Origin of the sequence: Aquimarina sp. AD10, assembly GCF_003443715.1 — a bacterium.
GTDB lineage: Bacteria > Bacteroidota > Bacteroidia > Flavobacteriales > Flavobacteriaceae > Aquimarina > Aquimarina aggregata.
On the sequence record NZ_CP031965.1, the window covers coordinates 5,990,001 to 6,014,612 of the forward strand.

Below are 24,612 nucleotides of genomic sequence, written 5' to 3' on the forward strand. Positions count from 1 at the left end.
AACAATTGGTTATATTTTAGATAATTTGGGAATAGATATCAAAATCCCTGGTTTTGGTTATAATCCAACGACTCCCGTGAATAAAAGGGAAGGTATATAATATATCTTTTAAGTTGTCCTTGTATTTTTTTTTTGATAATCTCATAATTTGAGACTACTAAATCGTATAAATAGTGGAGGGGGTTATGGCCGTCACATGAATACTCATGGAAAACTTTAATTCTTGTTTATAGAAATAACTATATATCTCGTATGAATTTTTATACGGGATTATTTTTTTCCGAACATAGAATCCATAATAGTTTTTAATCCTTTAAATGCCATAAATATTGCAAATGCGGCACTTATTAATCCTAGTATTAAAATAGGAACGTATAATGGGTGCTCCTGGTTTTTGAATGAAGAGTATATTATCACAGGACTGATAAACATAAATATAAGAGCGATCGCCATACGCTGTATACCTTTGCCTAAAAGTTCTTTATCGGTACGTTTAGTTTCAGGTTCTTTCATGATTTTCTATTGCATTTCTGACATTACCATATTTCTCTAATAGATTAGCTGCTACTTCTTCTGCAATATCTAGCTCTTCCATAATCATTTTGGTTCCTCTTTCTACAAGTTTATTATTGCTTAGCTGCATATCTACCATTTTATTCCCTTTAACTTTTCCTAATTGAATCATGGCCGTTGTAGAAATCATGTTTAGAACTAGTTTTTGAGCTGTACCAGCTTTCATACGTGAACTTCCAGTTACAAATTCAGGTCCAACAGTAACTACGATTGGAAGTTTAGCGGTAAGAGCTAAAGGGCTACCCGCGTTACACGTTATGCATCCTGTATGAATATTATTAGAATTGCAATGCTCTAATGCGCTAATAACATATGGAGTAGTTCCAGATGCAGCTATACCTACTACTATATCTTTTTCAGAAATATTATACTCTTTTAAATCACTCCACCCTTGATCCGTACTATCCTCAGCAAATTCTACGGCTTTTCTAATAGCACTATCTCCTCCAGCAATTAATCCTATTACCAAATCATGAGGAACTCCAAAAGTAGGAGGGCATTCACTTGCGTCGACTATTCCTAATCGACCACTAGTACCAGCGCCAATATAAAAGAGTCTACCCCCTTGTTGAAGATTTTTTACAATTTGAGAAATTAGTGCTTCAATTTGGGGAATGGCTTTTTCAATAGCATTTGGAACAGTTTTATCCTCGGTATTAATGTTAGTTAGAATCTCAGTTATGCTCATCTTCTCTAGATGATTATATTTTGAGGATTGTTCTGTAGTTTTTATAAATGACATGTGTCAAAAATACTCATTTTTAGTGTGAGATGGTTATATATTCCTCATGATTAAAAAAGAACTATTTTTCCTGAATAGTAAAGTCTAATTGATTTGCTTCTGAAAGATTAAAATATCCTAAAGCATAATTGTCGGAGTTTGTTGTATTGATTACATTTCCTCTTAACAGAGCAGGAGGAGTTGCAAATGGTCCCCCACCATCAGGATCACTTTGATCTATTAATAAACCCGCGTAATTAAAAAATCGCTTATCAATACCTAGAATCTTGATTGTAATGTTTTGTCCAGCTGTCACGTCCTCATAGAAATACGAAAAATTGAAAGATTCTCCTTGATAAAAACGATCTTCACTTACTTCAAGTAGGTCAAAGTCAAAATTGAAAAGATAAAAGTCATCTCTGGCTCCATCATCTGTAAAACTAACTATTATTTCGGTTTCATCTCCCTCAAAAAGAGTACCATCTCCTTGTTCGATATTATCTATAGGAACTGAAGCAAACATTTGGGTTGTTGCTTTGTAAGTTTCAGAATTATAAATTATAGTAAGTTCATAATCTACATTGAACTCTGGTAAAAAAGTACTGCTTGGGATATAAAATCCAGTTCCGTTGGTTTCGGTATAGTTTATAATTGTTCCATCACTAAGATCCGTAATAAATACAGTTGCATCATTTACTTTTGGGATAGTATTACCAAAGAAAGGAGCAGATAATGATAGTTGAATACTGTTTTTAACAGTTACAGGCACTTCATTAAGGTAGACTTCAAAAGATGCATCTACAACAAGTCTAGGCTCTCCATTGGGTACGTCAACATCAATAACATCTTCACAACTTGTGAATCCTAATAGTAGTATGAATATATAGAATAGCTGTTTCATTAATTTAAAATTTAAAATTATAAGTAACTGCAGGAACAATACCAAAAATGGCTGTTCTGGTAGCTTCATTTACACCTGTATCTGTATTTCGACCAAATGTTATTGAGGCAGCATTTTTACGATTATATAAGTTATAAACACTAAACACCCATTCTCCTTGCCACTTTCGTGATTTGTTTTTTCTTGGTGTTAATGTAGCTGAGATATCTATTCGATGGTATGAAGGTAAACGTTGGTCATTACGTGGACCATCATAAATGGGAATGACTAACCCTTGAAACTCAAATTGACCTGATGGATAGTTTGTTGGTTGCCCTGTTTGGAATACAAAATTGGTCCCAAACTTCCATTTTTTATTTAGTTCATAACTCCCATTAAATGATATGTCGTGCGTCTTGTCATAGGGAGTGTTATACCATTCTCCATTATTAATACCAGTTTCAATAGGCGTTCTTCCGGGTGTTCTTTGTTCAGATTTAGACAAGGTATACGCAAGCCATCCTTTAAATTTCCCTTCGTTTTTTCTTAGCAACAATTCAAGTCCATAAGCTCGTGCTTCACCATTAAGAATGTCTTGTTCAATAGCATTATTAGCGATAAGATCTGCACCATCGATATAATCAATTCTGTTTTTTATGTCTTTATAAAAAATTTCTGTTTCTATAGAGTATTCATTATCCTTTATATTTTTAAAATAGCCGATAGCGTATTGATTAAGTAATTGTGGTTTTATATATCGACCACTGGGAGTCCAAACATCTAGTGGAGTAGGAGAACTAGTATTAGATAGTAAATGTAGATATTGAGCCATTCTATTGTAGCTAGCCTTGATAGATGTATTGTCATTAAAAGCATAAGCAAGAGATACTCTAGGTTCAAAATTGGTAAAAGTTTCTATTTGCTTACTTCTACTAATGCTTTCTGTACCTACTGGTTCTGCTGATTCATAAATTTGTAATTCTGAATTGAATAGTAATGGATTGTCGTTTTGATATATATTAAGCTCATCTTGTCCCAGTCGTATAAAGTGACTTAGACGCACTCCATATTGTAAAGTCAGATTATTTGATACTTTATGTTCAGCATCAATATAAGTACCAAATTCGTTGGCATATTTATCGATTAATTTTTCTCTTAGAATACCCGAATCAGGACTGTTTGGTTTTATTTCACCAGGGTTAAATCTAAAATATATATTATTGATTCCGTAATTAAGTTGAAAATTATCGCTGAGATAATGTTTCAAATCATATTTTAAGTTAAAATTACGAATCCCTGAATTCCATTTGAAACCAACAAAATCAAGTTCTAAACCATAAAAATAATCCGAATATATTAATGAAAGATTAGAAAATAACTTATCTGAAAATAAATGATTCCATCTCAAGTTAAGCACTGTGTTACCATAAATATTTTCAAAACTCTCGTCTATTCTAAACACATCTCTACCAAAATAACCTGAAAGATAAATATTGTTATTGTCGTTTAACTTGTAATTAAGTTTTGTATTTAAGTCATAAAAGTAGGCTATATTATCATTGTCAAATAACGGTAAGAATAGATGGGCATAAGATGCTCGTCCTCCTATTAGAAATGCGCCTTTGTCTTTTACGATGGGGCCTTCGGCTAATAATCTACTTGATACGGCTCCGAGTCCACCACTTAACTTATAATTTTTACTATTTCCTTCTTTCTGATAAATATCAAGGACAGATGAAACACGTCCTCCATATTTTGCAGGAATACCTCCTTTGTAGAGTTTAATATCTTTGATGGCATCTGGATTGAAAACTGAGAAGAAACCAAACAGGTGAGAGGAGTTAAAAATTGTGGCTTCGTCTAACAAAATTAAGTTTTGGTCGGCAGCTCCACCTCGCACATTAAAACCAGAAGCACCCTCACCGCCACTAGTTACTCCAGGTAAAAGGATAATCGATTTGATCACGTCTGCTTCTCCTAAAACTACTGGGATTTGTTTTATAGTGCTTGCAGAAAGTTTATTAAGACTCATTTGAGGTTTCTTAATATTTATTTTTTCTGCTTTTTCAGTGATAATTACTTCATCAAGCATTTCTGAAGACTCATTAAGTTGAAAATTTATCTTTTTGTCTTCATTAAGGTTAATTTGTTGAACAATATCTTTAAAACCAAGGTAGCTTACTTGTAACTTATAATTTCCTTGCGGTAAGGTAATTGAATAAAAGCCATATTCATTTGTTACTACACCTTTACCCACTTCAGGAAAAATAACATTTACACCAATAAGTGTTTCATTACTTGAACTTTCTGAGATTGTACCACTTAGTGTGAATTTTTCTTGACTTATTAGAGATAAGGGTAGTAGAAATGCTAAAACTAAACTAGATACTATATGTTTTTTCAAAAGGAGTTTTTTTTATCAATTAAGCACTTTAATAATATGTGACAAAGAAATGCATACATTACTAATTCTACAATTATACAAGAGTTAATTGTTAGTTATATTATTTTTTTGATAAAATTTATATTATTTCCCATTGAAAATTTGTGGGGAACCACTCATCGCATTTAATACCATTATTTTTGAAAGTTTCAGTATTAGAATGTTTTCTTACAAAAACTTGATTGTTTTTTGAGAATACGTAAATTGTATTTATTGTATTGTTTTGTACTGTCTTTTTTAAATTCTGCATTTTTAATGAGGTTTTATGTTTGAAGTACTAATCAATTTCTATGCCTAAACTAGCAAAAGCTTTTATTCTGTATCCATATTATAATTTATATCCTAAGCCTACTTTTAATATGTTTACATTTCTATTAAAACTTGTATTTGGTATGTCATCTTCTTTACCAAGTTTAATAAAATCATATTGAATTTGGGTAAAAAATCTGTTATTGATATCGTATGAAACTCCAAAATTTAAATTAAATCCATTTTGATTATCTGCGTCAACATCTAGAGGTCTTGATACATCAAATATCATGACTGTATACCCAATACCTATAGAGGGATGTATTTTAGGAAGTGATTCTAAATTCAATTCTCCAAATATTCTGGGTTGTAGTGTATAAGAGGTAATTTTAAAATCATCTCCAACATTATTTTTTAATAATCCTCCGTTTAGTGATACTCCAATGTTTACTGGGTTTAAATTAGCAAACTTATAATCAACTCCTAAGTCGATAATCCCGTTGTAACCATTTTCTATAAAGTTATCTCCTACGGGAATAGGGTAATTTAATTCGAAACTAACTTTTGAATCTTGTGAAAACGTTTTAGAAATAAAGGTCAATACAAATGCTAATAGAAGTAATTTTTTCATGTTTTTTATTTTCTTAATGAGTGTTTATAGCTTATTATTTATCTTTTAATTCTTTCTTATATCTGTTTTTTCCCAAATTGAATACACCGACTTTTACTCCAAGATTTATTGAAATACCGTTAATATTTTCTATGACAGTGGGTACGGGGTCAATAGGAGTTGAATATCGATATTTTACACCTCCTTCGAATTGTATGTATTTGTTTAGATTAAAAAGCGCATTAATTCCGGGTTCAAATACTAGCATCATGTCATTAGACGTTAAAATAGAATCTCTATGAAGTTCTATATATCCTAGACCTATTAGAAAGGGAATAGACAGTTTTATTTTTTTTTCATTAAACAATACATTCTCTACATGTAAGCCTCCGTATACACCATAGATTTCAAAATCTCTATTTAAGGATCGATCAACTTTTTTTAATGGAGAATAAAATGTCTTTACAGCAACGCCCAGTTCCATTGTTCTATTTGCAACATAAGCCAGTTTGGTACCTGCAAGAAAAATTTTATTTCCGCCATCAATTTGTCCATATCCTACATCCACACCGAGATATACACCATGTAAAATGTTTTTTCTGTCATTAAATTCTATATAATCATTATTTTTTTGTTCCTGAGAAAAACAGTTATAGCTATTTGCTAATGTTAAAATAGATATGATGATGATTAGCTTTTTCATTTTCATTAATTTTTGTGTCACTAGTATTGACAATTGGGATAAAGAATGGTTGCATGTGATTTGATTTTTAACAACCATTTAAAATAATCGCTATGTTAAAGAGATAATTATTGATGTTATTCTGATAATACTATGATTCCTTTTTTGCCAATAATTTGAAATTTTCCTTTAGAACTATTTTTGCCATAAGAAGCACTAACATCTCTAATTCTTTTTCGTTTATCAATCATATCCGTTTTTATGTTTGTAAACGATTTAGGAATTCGTAATACTCCTTGTTCGAGAGATGCATTAAAATCTATTGAGGTTCCTGAAATATTAATATTAAGTTCTGAGGATTCTTGAGTTATAATTACGTTTGTATTACTTTTTTTGAGTTTAGAGACCCAAAAATCGGCTACTTCCATCGTAAGATTAATATCATCGCTTACACTATTAAGATTCATATTGCTAAACATAAGTTCACCTTTTATATTTCCTAATTGTTGTATGTTGATTTTGTCTTTACTTGAGTGTATTTCTAAAGAAGCTACATTTTCTATAGATATAGTAGTCCCGCTACTATTTATTTTTAATTCTTTAGATTCTTCTATATCAATTTCTCCGTTTTTGAATTGTATATTTCCGTATGTAATGGATTTAGTTTTTAGTTTACCAAATTTCATTTCAATATTGGCATTTTCTAAACTTTTATTTATCCAAATGTCGCCATGTTGTTGATTCATTTTTAATTTTCCGTTCCAACCGCTCATAATAATATCCCCAAATTTATTTGTGATGTTGATTTCGGCGTTTTGCGGTAAATAGATGTCATAATTAATTTGAATGTTTGCTTTATCAAAATCAAATGGATTGGCTTTTTCAAAAAGACGAGAAAACATACTATTACTTTTTTCTTCGATTAAAGACGTAATGCTTATAAAGTCATTTGTGCTATTAATTTTAGGATTGATACGGGCTAACAAGTCAAGCGCATCTTCTTTCTTCTTTTTACTTACCTCTATTTCAACAACAATTTGAATTGTATTTTCTTGCCAGCCGTTTATGATAATATTTCCATATTTATTGTCTAGGTGTAGTTCTCCTGTATTTGTTAATGGATATGTTTTTTCAATTGTTTTAGATACTTTTTCTTGTGACCATATACTATGAATAGAAAACAACAAAAATAGTATCGCTAATGTGAGATTATAAAATGTAGTCTTCATCACTATTTATTTTTTTGGAATTGTTTATCTGACTTAATAAATTTTCTATTAGTTCTATTCTTTTTTTATAGTTGTTAATAATAGCTTCTAGGATGTACTCATTATTAAGATTTTTTGTCATTTCTAGTTTTAGAATTTCATATTCCTGATCCAGGTCATCCATAAAAGAGAGAAACGCTACTTTATCCTTTTCTTGTAACTTAGGATGTTCTTGTATTAGCTTAACTTGAAAAGAGACTAACCCCTTGTAGTAGGTGTCAATATCACTTAATTCATTGTTTACTATCTGATGTTTTTCGGTACCATTAAATTTAGAAGAAACAAAAAGGTGATATGTAGAGAATCCACTTAATATGATTAAAATACTAGCAGCAATTTTCAAAAAAGGTGATTGCCAAAACGTAGTGGATTTTGGAGTATCTAGACGTTCATCTATAGTAGCCCATATTTTGGCTCTATCAGCTTTATGTTCGTCAAACAAAGGTTTGTTTTCCTTTATATATTTTTCTAAATCTTCCATTGTATTTATGGGGTGTTTATAATTTTGATTAATTTTTTCTTCGCTCTATGATATTGTGATTTTGATGTCGATACAGAAATGTTTAGTATTTCTCCAATTTCAATATGGTCATATCCTTCGATCAAGTATAAATTAATTATCTGTCGATATCCTTGAGGTAACATTGTAATACTTGTTTTTATTTTTTGAATATCAAGTGTTGTAATTACTGGGTAGATTTCTTCATTTAAATGATATTCATGCTGATCTAAGGGAACAAGAGCAATTTTTTTTTGTTTTAATTGATTGATACTTTTATTAATAACTATTCTTTTTAACCAAGAACCAAAAGTACTTTCATATCTAAATGATGATAAATTTTTAAAGGCATCCACAAAACTATCTTGTATAACATCTTCAGCATCTTCTTTGACATTAAGAATTCGCATACTTACATTATACATGGCATCTACATAGAGGTCATACAATTGGTATTGTGAATTTCTGTCCCCAGACTTGCTTTGTTCAACAAGATCCTTATGTGTATAAAGAATTTTGGTTTTCAATAGATTATAAGTTTCTTTAAAGACACTTTTTATTCTTAGTTATTAGTATTGACAAGATAAAGGTACAAAGGTTGCATTTGCGATAAATTAATTTGTTTTTTTTTAGTTGGGTGCAGGTTTGAAATACAAAAAGCCCTGTGTAAATCATTTACACAGGGCTTTTTAGAATTAATTCTTTTTTTACTATTTCTAATTCATAATAGTATTAAATGTTTCACTTGGTCTCATGGCTTTTGCTACCTTATCAACATTTGGCCAGTAGTACCCACCCATATCTACAGTGCTGCCTTGAGCATCATTTAATTCATTAATGATTTTTGTTTCATTTTGAGCTAATGCGTCGGCGATACTAGCAAATTCTTTTTGAAGCTCTGTATCTTGAGTTTGAGCTGCAAGCTCTTGTGCCCAATAAAGAGAAAGATAAAAATGACTTCCTCTATTATCCAATTCATTTACTTTTCTAGAAGGGGATTTTTTGTTGTCAAGAAATTTTATTGTTGCTTGATCAAGGGCTTCAGCAAGTAGTAATGCCTTTTTGTTATTATTTGTTTCTCCTAAATGTTCAAGAGATACAGCAAGAGCTAAAAATTCTCCTAAAGAATCCCATCTTAAATGACCTTCTTTATTAAATTGCTGTACATGTTTTGGAGCAGAACCTCCTGCACCAGTTTCAAAAAGACCACCACCATTCATTAAGGGTACTATTGATAACATTTTTGCACTAGTTCCTAATTCTAAAATAGGAAATAGATCTGTATTATAGTCACGTAATACATTACCTGTAACAGATATAGTGTCCTTACCATCTTTTATTCTTTCTAAAGAAAAACGAGTCGCTTCTACAGGAGACATGATTCTGATATCTAAACCATTAGTATCATGCTCTGGTAAGTATATTTCTACTTTTTTGATTAACTCGGCATCATGAGCTCTGTTTTTGTCTAACCAGAAAATAGCAGGAGTGTTAGTGGCTTTGGCTCTACTAACAGCAAGTTTAACCCAGTCTTTTATTGGAGCATCTTTTGTTTGGCACATTCTCCAGATATCTCCTTTTTCGACTGTATGTTCTGTTAAAGTAGTTCCTGAAGCGTCAACTACTCTTACAATACCATCAGCTTGGATTTCAAAAGTTTTGTCATGAGAACCATACTCTTCGGCTTTTTTAGCCATAAGTCCAACATTAGGAACAGTACCCATAGTTGTTGGGTCAAAGGCACCATGCTTTTTACAGAAATCTATAGTTTCTTGATAAATTCCAGCATAACTACTATCAGGAATAACCGCTTTGGTGTCTTGTTGTTTTCCCTCTGCATCCCACATCTGACCTGAAGTACGAATCATTGCAGGCATTGAGGCATCTATAATTATATCACTAGGTACATGTAGATTAGTAATTCCGAGATCAGAATTTACCATAGCTAATTTTGGACCTTTTTCATAACAAGCCTCGATATCAGCTTTTATTTCGGCTCTCTTATCGTCGGGAACTTTTTTCAGTTTATTTATTAAATCTCCAAACCCGTTATTTACTTCGACTCCTATTTCTTCTAAAACTGCGGCATGTTTTTCAAATACATCTTTAAAAAAGACTTCTACAGCGTGTCCAAAGATGATAGGGTCAGAAACTTTCATCATTGTTGCTTTCATATGTAGTGAAAACAATACATCTTTTTCTTTAGCATCTGCTATTTGTTGTTCTAAAAAAGAAATAAGTGCTTTTTTGCTCATTACAGATGCATCAATTACTTCTCCTTCTAATAAGGCGGTTTTTTCTTTTAATACTGTAACGTTGCCATTTTGTTCTACAAGTTCTATTCTTACATCACCTTGTTTAGAAACTGTAACGGATTTTTCGTTAGAACAAAAATCTCCGTTAGACATAGTAGCAACATGTGTTTTAGAACTAGAACTCCATGCACCCATTGAATGTGGATTTTTTCTAGCATATTGCTTTACAGGTTTAGGAGCTCTACGATCAGAATTCCCTTCTCTTAAGACAGGGTTTACTGCACTACCTTTAATTTTATCATATCTACTTTTGATATTTTTTTCTGTATCATTTTCTGGTTCTTCAGGATAACTAGGTATATCATAACCTTGAAGTTGTAATTCTGCAATTGCTGCTTTCAATTGAGGAATCGAAGCACTTATATTTGGAAGTTTAATGATGTTAGCCTCTGGTTGTTGTGCAAGTTGGCCTAACTCTTCTAAAGCATTAGCTTGTTTCTGCTTATCACTAAGTTTTTCAGGAAATATAGAAAGAATTCTAGCTGCTAGCGATATGTCTTTCGTTTCAATAGTAATATTTGCACTTCTTGTAAATTTTCTAACCAATGGTAGGAAAGAATAGGTAGCTAAAGCTGGTGCTTCGTCAGTTTTAGTGTAAACAATTTTTGAGGTGTTAACTCCCATATTTCTTGCTTTTTGTAAAGGTATCTTGATTTCTTGTACGACTTAGGAATTTGATACCTGATATATTATTCTATTATTTTAAGGAAATATTAGTCGTTTAATTTTTCTGTGACAAACAATATTAGCAGTAATTTTGACAATATATCTTAAATATTTCTATTTGTCATAGAATTTTCCGTGCGCGAAGATACAAATCTAGTCAAGCAAATGCAACCTGTAGATTGTTAGTTTTGAGTTAAAGAGACTGAATTAGAATTTCTTGAAATAATGATAGTAATAAATATAGAATGAAGAATTTTTGACTCAAATTTAAAGGTATTCATAATGCATAAAAAAAGCCATATCAAGAATATAAATATTTTGACATGGCTTCATTAGAAATATTCTTTATGGTAGCTGTTTTACCCGCTATAAAATAAAAACTTTCGTTAGTTATAACATAAATAAAATACTTCTATTTTGAGTAGATTTACTTGTTAAATAATGATTTAACTATTCGATACTACTCATACGACTATTATGAACGCTGCGTTTTTAAATTGTGATTGCAATTTTTCAGTGTATATGTTCATATAGTCAAATGCCATTTAAAATTAAAAAGGTGTCAAAACTTAATTTTTTCCTTCAAACTTCATTTTGAAATGATTTTAAAGTAAGGCCTTTAAATTGATTTCAAGGATGTATTCAAAAAAATAACTTTCGTTTCATATTTATTTTAATTCTAAGCTGGGCTTTTTATGTTCAAAGAACGTTTAGTAAAATTACAAAGCTTTAAGAATCCTTTTGTCATCTTGATGATTTTGTAATCTACTTTAAAGATAAGAAAAATAGATAAGCCTTTTGTGAATTGTTATATTATTAGTTATCAAATGGTTATGAACTACACTTGTTAACTATTGTTCATAAAAAAAGGCTGCCTTAAAGACAACCTTTTTTTTATAAAACTATATGAACTAGCTTCTTTTTTCTTTAATTCTAGCTTTCTTACCAGTAAGACCTCTAAAGTAGAAAATACGAGCTCTACGTACGCTACCTTTTTTGTTTACTTCAATTTTTTGAAGTGCTGGTAAATTTATAGGGAAAATACGCTCAACTCCCACAGTTCCCGACATTTTTCTGATTGTAAAAGTTTCTGTAGAACCAGAACCTCTTCTTTGTATAACAACTCCTCTAAAGAACTGGGTACGTGTTTTATTACCCTCTTTAATTTCATAATAAACAGTGATAGTATCACCGGCAGAGAATTCAGGGAATTCTTTTTTTGTTACAAATTCGTCTTGTACGAATTTTACTAAATCTTCCATTTTGATATAGTTTCTTTGGTTTTATTAAAGCAACATATTCACGATTTTCGCCAGAGGTTGTTTTAATCAGGGTGCAAAAATAAGTATTATTTAATTATTTGCAAGATTTTTATTATTTAATTTTTGCTTTGTCAAAGTTTTCTTTTTTTTTGATAAATCTATGAAATTCTGCGTTTTAGGATTTTTAATCTTTTAAAAGATCAGGTCTTTTTTCTTTTGTTCTTTCATAAGCTTGATCTTCCCTCCAGGTTTCTATTTTCGGAAAATTACCAGAAGTTAATATTTCTGGAACTTTCCATCCTTTATAATCGGCAGGTCTTGTGTAAATAGGAGGGGCTAAAAGGTTGTCTTGAAAAGAATCGGTAAGGGCCGATGTTTCATTTCCTAATACCCCTGGGATTAGACGAATAATAGCATCACATAAAATTAATGCGCCCAGTTCACCTCCAGATAAAACATAATCTCCTACAGATATTTCCTTAGTGATAAAATGATCTCTAACGCGTTGATCTACACCTTTATAATGCCCACATAATATAATTAAGTTGCCTTTTAAGGATAATTGGTTTGAAATTTTTTGATTTAATGTTTCTCCATCAGGAGTCATGTAGATTACTTCATCATACGTTCTTTCTGACTTTAGTTTGGAAATACACTTGTCTATTGGTTCTATCATCATAACCATGCCTGCTCCTCCGCCAAACTGATAGTCATCTACTTGTTTGTAGTTAGTAGTGGTATAATCTCGTAAGTTATGCAAATGTACTTCTACGAGCCCTTTTTCTATTGAGCGCTTCATGATTGAGGCTTCAAAAGGACTTTTTAATATTTCTGGTACTACAGTGATGATATCTATACGCATTCTAGCTTTACATTCTTTGTTGAGTGCAAAGATGCAAAAGAATATACGATACTAAAAATCTAGTATTAGAAAAGAATTATGTTATTTAGTTCCTGCTTTTCTTTGTTTATTGATTTCATCTTGAAGTTTACGCATTACTTTTTGCTCACGCTCTAAGGACCTGCGTCTGTGATCTTCAAACTCTTCTTCAGTTTCAGCAAGAGCTTTTTTGGCTTGTATAGTTACTGCATTACTGTTTTTAAATCGGTATATAAAAAAGCCTAGAAGTCCCAAAAGGATTCCGATAATAACAAGCATTATTGTGTTATAGCTAGCTTTGGTTACTGCAATACCAAAAAAGCTCATACTGTCTTTTTCTTCTGTTACAGCAGAGAGATCACCATTTGTTTTGGCTAAAGATTCTTCAAGCCCTGTTATAGTAGTTTTTTGATCTGTAATTTGTTTATTCGTAGCAGTTAACTTTGACTCCAAAGTTTTAAGCGTATCTATAGTATTTGCTTTTAGCTGATTTATCCAAACTTGTTTGATTACTTTATATTCTTGGTATCTACCAGATTTTTTGATTACAACATCAAACTGTTCTGATATGTTGGATTGTTTTAAAGCTTGCTCTGCAGTGAGCGTAGATTCTTCTTGCGCCTGAATGGTTTGGGAAATTGGTGATAATATCACCATCAATAAAAGTAGATATTTAGGCAATTTCATGTGTTGTTTTTGAATTTTTAAAGATTGCACATAAAATTAATGAATAAAAGAATAATTTAGAAGATACGAGTAAGATTTTGGTCATACGGATTTCTGCAAATATCTGGGTTATTCATTAATTTCTTCTGTAACGTGAATAAATGTACGATATTGTAGGTAATGTGCAAGAATTTTTGACTAGAGTTTATAGTTTAATTTTAAGCTTTTGTTATTTCTCTAATAAGAAATAAATAAAGAATATGTAAATCAATCTCATTTACGATAACTTTTTTTTGAAGTAAATGTTTTAAATTCTTACAGTTATCGTTGTTTTATTTAGTGCGAAAGAATTAGGATCCATCGTTATCGAGAACTATAAAAAAAACCTCTTAAAAATTAGTTTAAGAGGTTTCGTAGATTGTGCTAGTATAATCCTAGTAGTACGTAAAACGTCTTACTTTAGCAATATATTTAGATAAGCGAATTACTTGATGGCTATATCCATATTCATTATCATACCAAACATAGACTATAGCATTATTACCATTGGTGTCTACGATTGTTGCGTTACTATCATATATAGATGGGGCAGAAGACCCTACAATATCACTAGAAACCAATTCATTATCTAGAGAATATTTAATTTGTTCTACCAAATCACCTTCGAGCGCGTATTTTTTTAGAACAGAGTTTAAGCTTTCTTTAGATGTTTTCTTTTCTAATTTAAGGTTTAAAATAGCTAAAGATCCATTTGGAACAGGAACTCTAATAGCATTAGAAGTTAATTTACCTTCAAAACTTGGCAACGCTTTAGAAACAGCTTTTCCAGCACCGGTTTCGGTAATAACCATGTTTAGAGCGGCAGCACGACCTCTTCTATATTTACTATGCATATTATCTACCAAATTTTGATCATTGGTATAAGCATGTATAGTCTCTAAATGACCATTAATGACCCCAAAACTTTCATCTATTGCTTGCAAAACGGGCGTGATTGCATTTGTGGTACAAGAGGCTGCAGAAAAGATATTTACTTTATCTGGATCGTGTTCTTTATGATTTACACCATGAACAATATTTGGAATGCCTTTTCCAGGGGCAGTTAGTAATACTTTATCAATACCTTTTGCTTTTAAATGTCTGCTTAAAGCCTCTTTATCTCTAAAAGCTCCTGTGTTGTCAATAACTAAAGCGTCATTTATTCCATAAGCGGTGTAATCAATTTCTTCAGGTGCATTTGCGCTTATAATTTTAACTGTAGTTCCGTTAATAATAAGACAGCTGTTCGCTAAATCTGTTTCTACCGTGCCTGCAAAGTCGCCATGTACAGAGTCATTTCTTAAAAGTGATGCTCTTTTCTCTAATATTTCTTCTGTAACAGCACCGCGAGTAACAATAGCGCGAAGTCTTAATTGACTACCTTTACCTGTAATGGTCATTAATTCTCTGGCAACAAGACGACCAATTCTTCCAAATCCGTATAAAACGACATTTTTGGGTGAAATAGGTTTTACTTTTTTAGCATCTTTTAATTTATTTTGAACAAAACGATTTATAGAGCCATGTTCATCATTTGATAAATGGTATTCATAAGTAAGTTTACCAATATCCAATTTTGAAGGTGGTAAATCCATTAATTTGATCGCTTGAGCAATTTCTACAGAATCAAAAATTGAAATTGGTTTTTGTACAAATTCTCCAGCATATTCGTGAAGATTAATAATTTCACTAACATTTTTATCAATTAATTGATTGCGAAAAAGTACCAACTCTACTGAGTTGTCGTACCATAAATCGCTTACAGTTTTAATAAATGCTACTGTTGCGCGACGCCTGTCTGCTTGAAAGGCTAATTCTTTTTCATAAACTTCGTTAGAACTCATAATTCGTTGTGTTTTTTACAGTCTTGAAATTTCGTGCAAAAGTATATATTTCAAACGTTTTCGTAAAGCTTTTTTGATAAAAAAAATCCCGATACCTTTTTAAGATATCGGGATGCCTTATTTTATGGGGTGTTGTGATTAGTTTTGAAACACAAATTCTTTTTTGTCTCCATTGCGATCAACCAAACTAATCGTAATATCTTCATCGGGATATTTGCTATCTATAATTTCTTTTACTTCTAATACAGTTTTTACTTTCTTTCCATCTATTTCACTAATAATAAGACCTTCTAGATTGTATCTCTGCATTCGTGCACTTAGTGCTTTGCTTATTACGACTCCATGATCTAAATCAAATTTCTTGAGATAATCTTTAGGTGGATTTGTTACTTCTACACCGACATCTGCAATATTATAGTTTTGAATCACGTATTTAGATAGGGTTACTGGTAGCGTAAGTTCTTTGTCTTTTCTAAGTACTTTGACGCTAATAATATCTTTAGGTCTTTTGCTATTTACATACCCAGTTAAGTCTGCAAATTTTCTAATAGGTAATCCATCTATTTCTTTAATTACATCTCCAACTTTTAATCCGGCTTTTTTGGCACCACTATCATCTGCTACAGAAGCTACAAAAACTCCTTGCGACGTTGAAATGTCATATGCTTCTATAGCCTTAGGGTTAATCGTTCCCCCGGTAATTCCTAGAATTCCTCTTTGTACATCTCCAAACTCGATTATGTCTTCTACAATTTTACGAGCATTATTAGAGGGAACAGCAAAAGCATAGCCAACATAACTACCGGTCTGAGAGGTAATGGCTGTATTGATACCTATTAATTCACCTTTTGTATTTACCAATGCTCCGCCACTATTTCCAGGATTAATAGCTGCATCAGTTTGTATAAAAGATTGGATATTGTCATCTCTTTCATTAAGATCTCTAGATTTAGCACTTATAATTCCGGCTGTCACTGTAGAAGTAAGGTTAAAAGGGTTTCCTACTGCGAGTACCCATTCTCCAATTTTTGCCGAATTAGAATCACCAAAAGGTATGTAAGAAAGTTTATTGTCGGTATCAATTTTAATAAGTGCAATATCTGATTGAGGTGATGTGCCTACTACTTTAGCCTTGTATGATTTATTATTGTTTAAAGTGACTTCAAGATCACTTGCGCCAGCAATTACATGATTGTTTGTAACGATGTATCCATCTTCTGTAATGATCACACCAGATCCAGCTCCTTGAATAGTCCTTTCTTGAGAACCACCATTTCTAAAAAATTCCATTAAATTTCTGGGAGTACGACTAATACCATATTGCTTAACATGTACTACTGCATTTACTGTTTTTTCTGCAGCAACAGTAAAATCAATATCAGATGCTGCAATAGTATTTGCACTTGTGTTGGTAAAGTTATAATTTGTTGGAATCAGGTTAGGTGTAGTTTCACTTTGGTTAACAATAGTATCTGGTTCTAAAAACATTTTATATGCTCCTAGAGTAAATATTCCTGCTAGAATTGCTACTGCCAATAAACTCAAAAATCTTTTCATCTCCTTAAATTTCTTTTTTTAGTTTAACATTATTTATCTTAATAGACTCTCTATAAATCTTAAAATTACAATTATTGCAAACTTTTTTTCGATATTTAACTCGCAATTAACAGCGGTTTTTTGTTTACATTCTTTGTACCTTTGCCTACATTAAATAAAGAATAATGACCCTTACTTTTTATAAATATCAAGGTACAGGTAATGATTTTGTAATCATTGATAATAGAAAATCAATACTCTCCAAAAATAATACCAAATTATTTGCACGACTTTGTGACAGAAAATTTGGAATAGGCGCAGATGGTTTAATGCTGTTAGAGCTTCCTCAAAATAAGGAAGATGACTTTACAATGGTGTATTTTAATGCTGATGGTAATGAAAGCTCTATGTGCGGTAATGGAGGAAGATGTCTTGTTGCTTTTGCTGCTTTTTTAGGCGTGATAAAAGATCAGGCTGTGTTCACAGCTATTGACGGAAAACATAAGGCAGAGATTAAAGATGGTTTAGTGCATTTACAAATGCAAAATGTCTCTGAGATCGAGGAGCATGATTCTCACTTATTTCTGGATACCGGATCACCGCATCATGTAACTTTGGTAAATGAATTACAAAATTATGATGTAGTGTCAGAAGGGCAAAGAATCAGGAATGGGGCTCCATATTTTGAATCAGGGAGTAACGTAAATTTTGTTGAAAAGAAGAATGGGAAATTGTTTTCTGTAAGGACATATGAAAGAGGAGTCGAAAATGAAACTCTATCTTGTGGAACAGGAGTTACTGCAGTGGCATTGTCGATGTATCAAACAAATCAAACCGATAGTAAAGAAATTGATATCGAAACTCCTGGAGGTGCATTAAAGGTGACTTTTCAGAAAAAGGAAAAAGGATATCAAAATATTTTTTTAATAGGGCCAGCAGAGCAAGTTTTTAAAGGAGAGATTGAATGCTAACATTAAAAGGAGAAAATATCTATTTAAGAGCTTTAGAACCTGAAGATCTGGATTTTATTTATCGAATTGAAAATGACGAGCATATTTGGGAAATGAGCGCTACTCAAACGCCGTATTCTAAGTTTTTAATTAAACAATATTTAGAACATGCGCACAAAGATATCTATGAAGTAAAACAATTGAGGCTAGTAATTTGTTCGAAAGACGAGATGGTGTTAGGTTTGATTGACTTGTTTGATTTTGACCCTATGAATAACAGAGCAGGAGTCGGGATATTAATTGCCGGGAAAGAAAATAGGGGTCACGGATATGGTACAGAAGCGCTTCAGCTTGTAGTGAATTATAGTTTTAAGCATCTTCATTTACACCTGTTGTATGCAAATATAGCAAGTGATAATGCTACAAGTATTAAATTGTTTGAAAAACAAGGATTTAATAAGGTAGGGGTGAAGAAAGATTGGAATTTAGTAGGAGACGTTTACAAAGATGAATTTTTATATCAATTAATACATGTACATTAAGAAAATATTATTGGCTATTGTTTTATTAGGTCTTGTTGGAGGAAGTATTTTTGCCTATTTCGTTTATCAAGCTATTTTTTCCCCGAATACAAAATTTGAAACAGAGACGGCGACAATTTATATCCCTACAGATGCCACTTATACAGAGCTTATCGAGGAAATCAGTCCCTTAGTAAAAGATGTATATAGTTTTGATAGAATTGCTAGAAGAAAAGGATATATAGATCATATTAAGGCAGGACGTTATATTTTAACTAAAGGACTTAATAATAACGATATTATTAATACGCTTAGAAGTAAAAACAGACCAATTCAACTTAGTTTTAATAATCAAGAAAGACTAGAAAACTTGGCAGGAAGAATTGCTAAACAGATTGAAGCAGATAGTATATCTTTATTAAATTCATTTAAAGATTCTATTTTTTTGAAATCTAAAGGTTTTACTGAAGAAAGTGCTTTAGCAATGTATGTTCCTAATAAATATGAATTTTTCTGGAATACATCTGCAAGTCAATTTAGAGAACGAATGTTTAAAGAGTATACTAGATTTTGGAATGATGAGCGATTAAGAAAGGCAAAGGAGATAAAACTAACACCTATACAAGTTATTACTATAGCCTCGATCGTTCAAAAGGAAACTGCTAAAGTTGATGAGCGTCCCAGAGTAGCAGGAGTGTATCTAAATAGATTCTTAAATGGATGGAAATTAGATGCAGATCCAACGGTAATCTACGCAATTAAAAAACATCGAAATGATTGGGATACTGTTATTAAACGAGTTCTTTATAAAGATTTAGGGTTAGATAGTCCGTATAACACCTATAAATATGCCACTTTACCACCTGGCCCAATAGCAATGCCTGATATTTCTTCTATCGATGCTGTTATTAATTATGAAAAACATGATTATTATTTTTTTGTGGCCAACGTAGAAAATTTTGGATATCACAAATTTGCTAAAACAATTGGGCAACATAATCGTAATAAAAAACAGTATATAAATTGGGTAAATAAGCAAGGTATAAATCGATAAAATTGTAAAACTTTTTCTTGAAGGTAAAAGGTGCAAAAGCTTTGTTTTTAATTTAAATCGATGCTAACTTATTAACAAAATCCTTGTTTTTTTGTGAATTACTTATGGGAGGTCTTGTTTCGTTTTTATCGTTAAAATAACCTTGTTTGACGTTTAAGTGTTTTTTTGATAGCTTTTTTAACACTATTTTGACTTTATTATCGCTTTTTTTATATGTAAATCACTGTTTTTCAGTATTATAATTATTTTAACATGTGTTGATTGGTTATTAATTTATAATATGTATCTTTGCACGGCAAAAATTTAAGTAGAGGGGACCATTTTTTTAATGGCTACTTAGAAATTTTTTATATGATAAAAAGGATAACAGGATTATCTGTAACACTCATTATTGGGGGCGTTCTTTTGTTAGGTTTTAAGACGAAAGAATCTGTAGATTTTAGTTCATATAGTACTGCCGGTTTGGATTTGTATTATGTGGCGCCAAATTTTAATGAGATAGAGGATGAGGGTGTGTTTATTTCACCTGAACTTGGGAAATCTTACACAGGATTTAAAGAGGCAGTTGCTTTTAAAGAATCAAGAGGAGATTACGGAGTTGTGAATCAATTTGGTTACATGGGGAAATACCAATTTGGAAGAGGTACACTAGAGCTTATAGGGATTAAGAATATTAGTCGAAACGATTTTCTTAATAACCCTCAACTTCAAGAAAAAGCTTTTTATGCGTATTCAGCTCGTAATAAGTGGGTTTTACGAAGAGATATGAAATGGTTTATTGGTAGAAGGATGAATGGTGTTGAGGTTACTGAATCTGGAATTTTAGCCGCAGCTCACTTAGCTGGTCCTAATGCTGTCAAAAGATATCTGCGTAGTGGAGGTGTAAGTGGTTTTGCAGATGCATTTGGAACGACTATTAGATATTACATGAAAAGATTTGGGGGTTATGATACTTCATTTGTAGAGGCTGATAGAAGAGCTAAGGTTAGTTTGTAGTTTTTAATCTTTCTGGATGATGTATATCGCAGGTCTTTTGTGAAGATCAATAGTTTTTTCTTTCCATTCTCTAATTGTTTTAGTTGAAATAAATTCTGTGGTAAGTGTTATGTCGCAAGCGATACATAATCGGGTGTTATCTTGTAGTATATTTTTTAAATCATCAAGCATTTTGTCGTTTCTGTACGGGGTTTCAATAAAGATTTGAGCCTGATTTTTTTCAAAAGAAATTTTTTCTAATTGTTTTATGGCAGACTTTCTTTCTGCTTTGTCAATAGGTAGGTAGCCATTGAAAGTAAAACTCTGTCCGTTCATACCGCTACTCATCATAGCTAGAAGGATAGATGATGGGCCTACTAAAGGGATAACCTGTATGTCTTTTTCGTGAGCTATTTTTACAATTTCAGCGCCAGGATCTGCAATACCCGGGCATCCAGCATCTGATAATAACCCGATAGATTCACCATTAAGACAAGGTGTAAGATATCCTGGCATTTCGGCAATATCTGTGTATTTGTTTACCGTATGTATTATTAATGATCGTTGTGACTTGCTTGGGCTTATTTTTTTTATAAATCTACGTGCGGGTTTTTCGTTTTCAACTATATAGTGATTTATTTGTTCCAAGACCTTTTTTATAGATATCGGAAGTACTTCTAAGGGTACATCATCTCCTAGTCTAGTAGGGATGAGGTAGAGTTTTCCTTTGGGGTCCAGAGGTTTAAGCTCCATAGGTTTATTGGGTAAGGGTTTGGTATTTTGTAATTTGTTGTTTTAGCGTAATTGGTTATATATTATGATATCTGTATCTAAATATACGAAAACTTTATTTTTAAAAAAGTTAATGCTGTTTTTCGAGTTTGTGAGCGATATGGTTGCATGCTTTGTTAAGCATCTGATAAACGTTTTCAAAACCTTCAGATCCCCCGTAGTATGGGTCGGGGACTTCTAGGTTTTCGTTTGGATAAAGCTCGTTAAGAATAAGATTAACTTTATTTTTGTCTTGGTTTTTATCTGTGAGTTGTATGATATTCTGATAATTTGATTTATCCATTACGTAGATGTAGTCGTAAGTAGTAAAGTCGCTTTTATTAAATTGCGCTGCTCTTTGTTTTGAAATATCAATATTGTATTTCTTGCTTATTTCTATTGAGCGCACGTCGGGTTTATTGCCGATGTGGTAGTTACTTGTTCCACATGAGGCGACAGTGTATTTTTCTGGATCTAATTTGGATTTTAGGATACCTTCAGCTAATGGTGATCGGCAAATATTACCGAGGCATACCATTAAGATTTTGATTTTCATTTTTTAATAAAATTACTATAGGGTAAGCTTTTTTCCTAAATCTTCAACATACTTTCTGAATTGTTTGTCTGTAGAAGAGAGGTTGTCTACTGTTTTACAAGCATGTAATACTGTAGCGTGATCTCTTTTTCCTATTTGTGTGCCAATACTAGCTAAAGAAGCTTTAGTGAGTTTTTTGGCAAAAAACATAGCAAGTTGCCTGGCTTGTACAATATGTCGTTTTCTAGTTTTAGACTGTAGTGTTTCAACATCCATTTGGAAATAATCACTAACTACTTTTTGGATATAGTCTATTGATACTTCGCGTTTGGTGTTTTTGACATAATTATCGACAATAGCCTTAGCTAAATCTATAGTGATGTCTTTTTTGTTGAAAGAAGAATGTGCAATTAATGAGATAATTGCTCCCTCTAACTCACGAATATTGGTTTTTATGTTGTTGGCTAAAAATTCAACAATTTCTTCTGGCATTTCAACACCATCACGATATAATTTATTTTTAATGATTGAGACTCTTGTTTCAAAATCAGGTTGATGCAGCTCGGCAGATAGTCCCCATTTAAACCTAGAAAGAAGGCGTTGCTCAATATCTTGCATATCTACAGGAGCCTTGTCACTAGTAAGGATTACCTGTTTTCCATTTTGGTGTAAATGGTTAAAAATATGGAAGAATACATCCTGAGTTCCAGCTTTACCTGATAAAAGTTGTATGTCATCAACAATAAGTACATCTATAATTTGATAAAAATGAATAAAATCGTTTCTATTATTCTTTTTTACTGATTCTATGTATTGTTGGGTAAATTTTTCAGCAGAAATATATAAAACTGTCTTTTCTGGGTAGTTGTCTTTTATGTTTACACCAATAGCGTGTGCCAAGTGTGTTTTTCCAAGACCTACTCCTCCAAAGATTAGTAACGGGTTAAAAGACGTTCCTCCTGGTTTATTAGCTACAGCCATTCCTGCAGATCTAGCCAATCTATTTGAGTCTCCTTCTAGGAAATTTTCAAAGTTATAACTAGGGTTTAATTGTGATTCTATTTTTACGTTTCGTATCCCTGGAATTACAAAAGGATTTTTTAATTCAGGATTTTTACTTTTAATAGGTACATCAACCTCTTGAGAATTTACGGCTGTACGATTTGCACTAGGTATTTTTTCAGTAAAAGGTTTTTTGTTGCCATAAGTATTTTCCATCTTAATGACGTATACCAATTTAGCGTTTTCTCCTAATTCGCGAGTTAAAGATACTTTAAGAAGGTTGACATAGTGTTCTTCTAACCATTCGTAGAAAAACTTACTGGGTACCTGAATGCTTAAAGCGCCATCTGTAAGTTTTACAGCTTTGATTGGTTCAAACCAAGTTTTAAAAGCTTGTGGCGTAATGTTGTCTTCTATAAAAGATAAACAATTATCCCAAACTGATTGCGCAGTTAAATTCATGCGAGTGATTAGTTTACTATTTTTCTGTTAAGTTACTAAAAAGAATTGTTGAAAAACTCCTTACTGTTTTTGCTTGACAAATATGTGAACAAAAAATGTAAAAAAAAAACGTTTTAGGGGTTGAATTTTAATTATTTTTTTTGCATAATTCGTTAATTCTACTGTCAACAATATTCTATCAATAATATGAAAATTATTTCAGAAACCAAGCTAAAAGTTCGATATTCCGAAACAGACCAAATGGGTGTCGTTCATCATGGTAACTACGCGCAGTACTTAGAATTAGCTAGAATAGACTGGCTGTCGAAACTAGGGTTTTCTTATAAAACAATGGAAGAAAATGGTGTTATGCTTCCAGTATTTACCTTAGATCTTAAATTTAAGAAATCTGCTTTTTTTGATGATGAATTGACTGTTAAAACTTCATTAAGGAAAATTCCTACAGTAAAAATTATTTTTGACTTTGAAATCTTCAATAAAAATAAAGAATTATTAACTACAGCCACTACTACATTAGTCTTTGTTAACAGTAAAACAAGAAAACCCATCATGTGTCCTTCTTATTTACTTGAAAAAATAGAAGACAATTAATTAATCAAGTCTTTCTATTTTTATTTCATACAACGGAGAAAAAATCGGTTTTATTTTATCAGCAAGCTTTTTTCTGACAGAAATGTGAATTTTGCAATTTAGTTCTAGTTCTTGTTTTGTGATGTTTAGATTATGTTCTTTTATAATTCGCATTACTTTATTCATGTCTTTGTATTCAAAAATGATGATAAAATCAATATTGATAGTTTTTTCAATAATATTTGAATTTTCTAAAGCCAATTGAGCCGATGTTCTGTAGGCATTGATTAATCCACCAACACCAAGTTTTACACCACCAAAGTATCGAACAACTACAATTAGAATGTTAGTTACATCAAAAGATTGAATTTGCCCATAAATAGGTTGTCCTGCAGAATTCGAAGGTTCTCCATCATCATTGCTGCGGTACCGAATTGTTTCTGTACCTATTTGCCATGCGTAACACCAATGTCTGGCAGAATGATGTCGTTTTTTGAGTTGATCTATAATTTGTTTTACTTCTTCTTCGTTGGTAACCGGAAAGGAAAAACCAAAAAACTTACTATTCTTATCTTTAAAAAGAACCTCTTTAGAAGGGGTAGTAATAGTTTTATATGTGTCTTTATGATCCAATAATTA

The 24,612-nt window shown here is 31.7% G+C and carries 25 protein-coding genes (1 of these 25 cut by a window edge); 6 read left to right on the forward strand and 19 right to left on the reverse strand.

The window, feature by feature from the left end; all coding sequences use genetic code 11:
- Nucleotides 1-100: the final stretch of a DinB family protein gene (locus D1816_RS25005; RefSeq protein ID WP_066311638.1), read on the forward strand. The gene continues 410 nt to the left of window position 1, outside the view; the window shows 100 of its 510 coding nt (coding positions 411-510); its start codon lies off the left edge, out of view; the stop codon is at nucleotides 98-100.
- A gap of 170 nt (nucleotides 101-270) precedes the next feature.
- Here D1816_RS25005 and D1816_RS25010 read toward each other — a convergent pair whose 3' ends face one another.
- The 15 genes from D1816_RS25010 to D1816_RS25080 form a co-directional block, all read right to left on the reverse strand.
- The gene (locus D1816_RS25010; protein ID WP_066311636.1) at nucleotides 271-513 is read right to left on the reverse strand and encodes a DUF6095 family protein; all 243 of its coding nucleotides are present in this window, start codon (nucleotides 511-513) and stop codon (nucleotides 271-273) included.
- Nucleotides 500-1,315, reverse strand: coding sequence for an N-acetylmuramic acid 6-phosphate etherase (gene murQ / locus D1816_RS25015; RefSeq protein WP_118506118.1), 816 nt, complete (start codon nucleotides 1,313-1,315; stop codon nucleotides 500-502). Before murQ ends, D1816_RS25010 begins: the two co-directional genes overlap by 14 nt.
- A 61-nt stretch (nucleotides 1,316-1,376) precedes the next feature.
- The gene (locus tag D1816_RS25020) at nucleotides 1,377-2,195 is read right to left on the reverse strand and encodes a DUF4249 family protein (RefSeq protein WP_066311632.1); all 819 of its coding nucleotides are present in this window, start codon (nucleotides 2,193-2,195) and stop codon (nucleotides 1,377-1,379) included.
- 4 nt (nucleotides 2,196-2,199) lie between these two features.
- A complete protein-coding gene (locus D1816_RS25025) occupies nucleotides 2,200-4,578 on the reverse strand; it encodes a TonB-dependent receptor (RefSeq protein ID WP_233565327.1) in 2,379 nt (792 codons plus the stop codon).
- Nucleotides 4,579-4,945: 367 nt separating this feature from the next.
- On the reverse strand, nucleotides 4,946-5,497 hold the full coding sequence (locus D1816_RS25030) for an outer membrane protein (RefSeq protein WP_118506119.1): 552 nt from the start codon (nucleotides 5,495-5,497) through the stop codon (nucleotides 4,946-4,948).
- A 34-nt stretch (nucleotides 5,498-5,531) separates the two neighbouring features.
- Entirely contained in the window at nucleotides 5,532-6,179 is a 648-nt protein-coding gene (locus D1816_RS25035) for a hypothetical protein (RefSeq protein ID WP_066311623.1), read from the reverse strand.
- A gap of 116 nt (nucleotides 6,180-6,295) precedes the next feature.
- Nucleotides 6,296-7,387 (reverse strand): hypothetical protein, encoded by a 1,092-nt coding sequence (locus D1816_RS25040; RefSeq protein ID WP_066311620.1) that lies wholly within the window; start codon nucleotides 7,385-7,387, stop codon nucleotides 6,296-6,298.
- Nucleotides 7,368-7,907 (reverse strand): hypothetical protein, encoded by a 540-nt coding sequence (locus tag D1816_RS25045; RefSeq protein ID WP_066311618.1) that lies wholly within the window; start codon nucleotides 7,905-7,907, stop codon nucleotides 7,368-7,370. Before D1816_RS25045 ends, D1816_RS25040 begins: the two co-directional genes overlap by 20 nt.
- Before the next feature lie 5 nt (nucleotides 7,908-7,912).
- Nucleotides 7,913-8,452, reverse strand: coding sequence for an RNA polymerase sigma factor (locus D1816_RS25050; protein WP_118506121.1), 540 nt, complete (start codon nucleotides 8,450-8,452; stop codon nucleotides 7,913-7,915).
- 189 nt (nucleotides 8,453-8,641) lie between these two features.
- On the reverse strand, nucleotides 8,642-10,864 hold the full coding sequence (locus D1816_RS25055) for an NADP-dependent isocitrate dehydrogenase (RefSeq protein WP_118506122.1): 2,223 nt from the start codon (nucleotides 10,862-10,864) through the stop codon (nucleotides 8,642-8,644).
- Between the two features lie 953 nt (nucleotides 10,865-11,817).
- On the reverse strand, nucleotides 11,818-12,168 hold the full coding sequence (rplS, locus tag D1816_RS25060; protein WP_066311612.1) for a 50S ribosomal protein L19: 351 nt from the start codon (nucleotides 12,166-12,168) through the stop codon (nucleotides 11,818-11,820).
- 184 nt (nucleotides 12,169-12,352) lie between these two features.
- Complete coding sequence (gene trmD / locus D1816_RS25065; protein WP_066311610.1) at nucleotides 12,353-13,030, reverse strand: tRNA (guanosine(37)-N1)-methyltransferase TrmD; 678 nt, start codon at nucleotides 13,028-13,030, stop codon at nucleotides 12,353-12,355.
- Between the two features lie 81 nt (nucleotides 13,031-13,111).
- Nucleotides 13,112-13,735, reverse strand: a complete 624-nt coding sequence (locus D1816_RS25070) for a hypothetical protein (protein WP_066311608.1) — start codon at nucleotides 13,733-13,735, stop codon at nucleotides 13,112-13,114.
- A 413-nt stretch (nucleotides 13,736-14,148) separates the two neighbouring features.
- The gene (locus D1816_RS25075; protein ID WP_066311605.1) at nucleotides 14,149-15,597 is read right to left on the reverse strand and encodes a glyceraldehyde-3-phosphate dehydrogenase; all 1,449 of its coding nucleotides are present in this window, start codon (nucleotides 15,595-15,597) and stop codon (nucleotides 14,149-14,151) included.
- A gap of 138 nt (nucleotides 15,598-15,735) precedes the next feature.
- Nucleotides 15,736-17,154, reverse strand: coding sequence for a trypsin-like peptidase domain-containing protein (locus tag D1816_RS25080; RefSeq protein WP_118506123.1), 1,419 nt, complete (start codon nucleotides 17,152-17,154; stop codon nucleotides 15,736-15,738).
- Nucleotides 17,155-17,318: 164 nt separating this feature from the next.
- Here D1816_RS25080 and dapF point away from each other — a divergent pair, with 164 nt between their 5' ends.
- The 4 genes from dapF (at nucleotide 17,319) to D1816_RS25100 (ending at nucleotide 20,654) form a co-directional block, all read left to right on the forward strand.
- On the forward strand, nucleotides 17,319-18,104 hold the full coding sequence (gene dapF, locus D1816_RS25085) for a diaminopimelate epimerase (protein WP_066311599.1): 786 nt from the start codon (nucleotides 17,319-17,321) through the stop codon (nucleotides 18,102-18,104).
- Nucleotides 18,098-18,625: a GNAT family N-acetyltransferase gene (locus D1816_RS25090; protein WP_066311592.1), complete on the forward strand. Its 528-nt coding sequence runs from the start codon at nucleotides 18,098-18,100 to the stop codon at nucleotides 18,623-18,625. Before dapF ends, D1816_RS25090 begins: the two co-directional genes overlap by 7 nt.
- Entirely contained in the window at nucleotides 18,615-19,658 is a 1,044-nt protein-coding gene (mltG, locus tag D1816_RS25095) for an endolytic transglycosylase MltG (protein WP_118506124.1), read from the forward strand. Before D1816_RS25090 ends, mltG begins: the two co-directional genes overlap by 11 nt.
- Before the next feature lie 351 nt (nucleotides 19,659-20,009).
- Nucleotides 20,010-20,654 (forward strand): peptidoglycan-binding protein LysM, encoded by a 645-nt coding sequence (locus D1816_RS25100; protein WP_118506125.1) that lies wholly within the window; start codon nucleotides 20,010-20,012, stop codon nucleotides 20,652-20,654.
- Nucleotides 20,655-20,657: 3 nt separating this feature from the next.
- Here the strand turns inward: D1816_RS25100 and D1816_RS25105 are convergent, their stop codons facing one another.
- The 3 genes from D1816_RS25105 to dnaA form a co-directional block, all read right to left on the reverse strand.
- On the reverse strand, nucleotides 20,658-21,386 hold the full coding sequence (locus tag D1816_RS25105; RefSeq protein WP_118506126.1) for an SAM-dependent methyltransferase: 729 nt from the start codon (nucleotides 21,384-21,386) through the stop codon (nucleotides 20,658-20,660).
- Nucleotides 21,387-21,495: 109 nt separating this feature from the next.
- Complete coding sequence (locus tag D1816_RS25110; protein WP_066311581.1) at nucleotides 21,496-21,960, reverse strand: low molecular weight protein-tyrosine-phosphatase; 465 nt, start codon at nucleotides 21,958-21,960, stop codon at nucleotides 21,496-21,498.
- Nucleotides 21,961-21,975: 15 nt separating this feature from the next.
- Nucleotides 21,976-23,403 carry a chromosomal replication initiator protein DnaA gene (gene dnaA, locus D1816_RS25115; RefSeq protein WP_066311578.1) on the reverse strand — a complete coding sequence of 476 codons (1,428 nt, stop codon included), beginning with the start codon at nucleotides 23,401-23,403 and terminating at the stop codon, nucleotides 21,976-21,978.
- 186 nt (nucleotides 23,404-23,589) lie between these two features.
- Here dnaA and D1816_RS25120 point away from each other — a divergent pair, with 186 nt between their 5' ends.
- Entirely contained in the window at nucleotides 23,590-23,994 is a 405-nt protein-coding gene (locus D1816_RS25120) for a thioesterase family protein (RefSeq protein WP_066311576.1), read from the forward strand.
- On the opposite strand, the gene D1816_RS25125 is transcribed toward D1816_RS25120, so the two are convergent.
- Complete coding sequence (locus tag D1816_RS25125; protein WP_118506127.1) at nucleotides 23,995-24,606, reverse strand: YigZ family protein; 612 nt, start codon at nucleotides 24,604-24,606, stop codon at nucleotides 23,995-23,997.
- Between the last annotated feature and the right edge of the window lie 6 nt (nucleotides 24,607-24,612).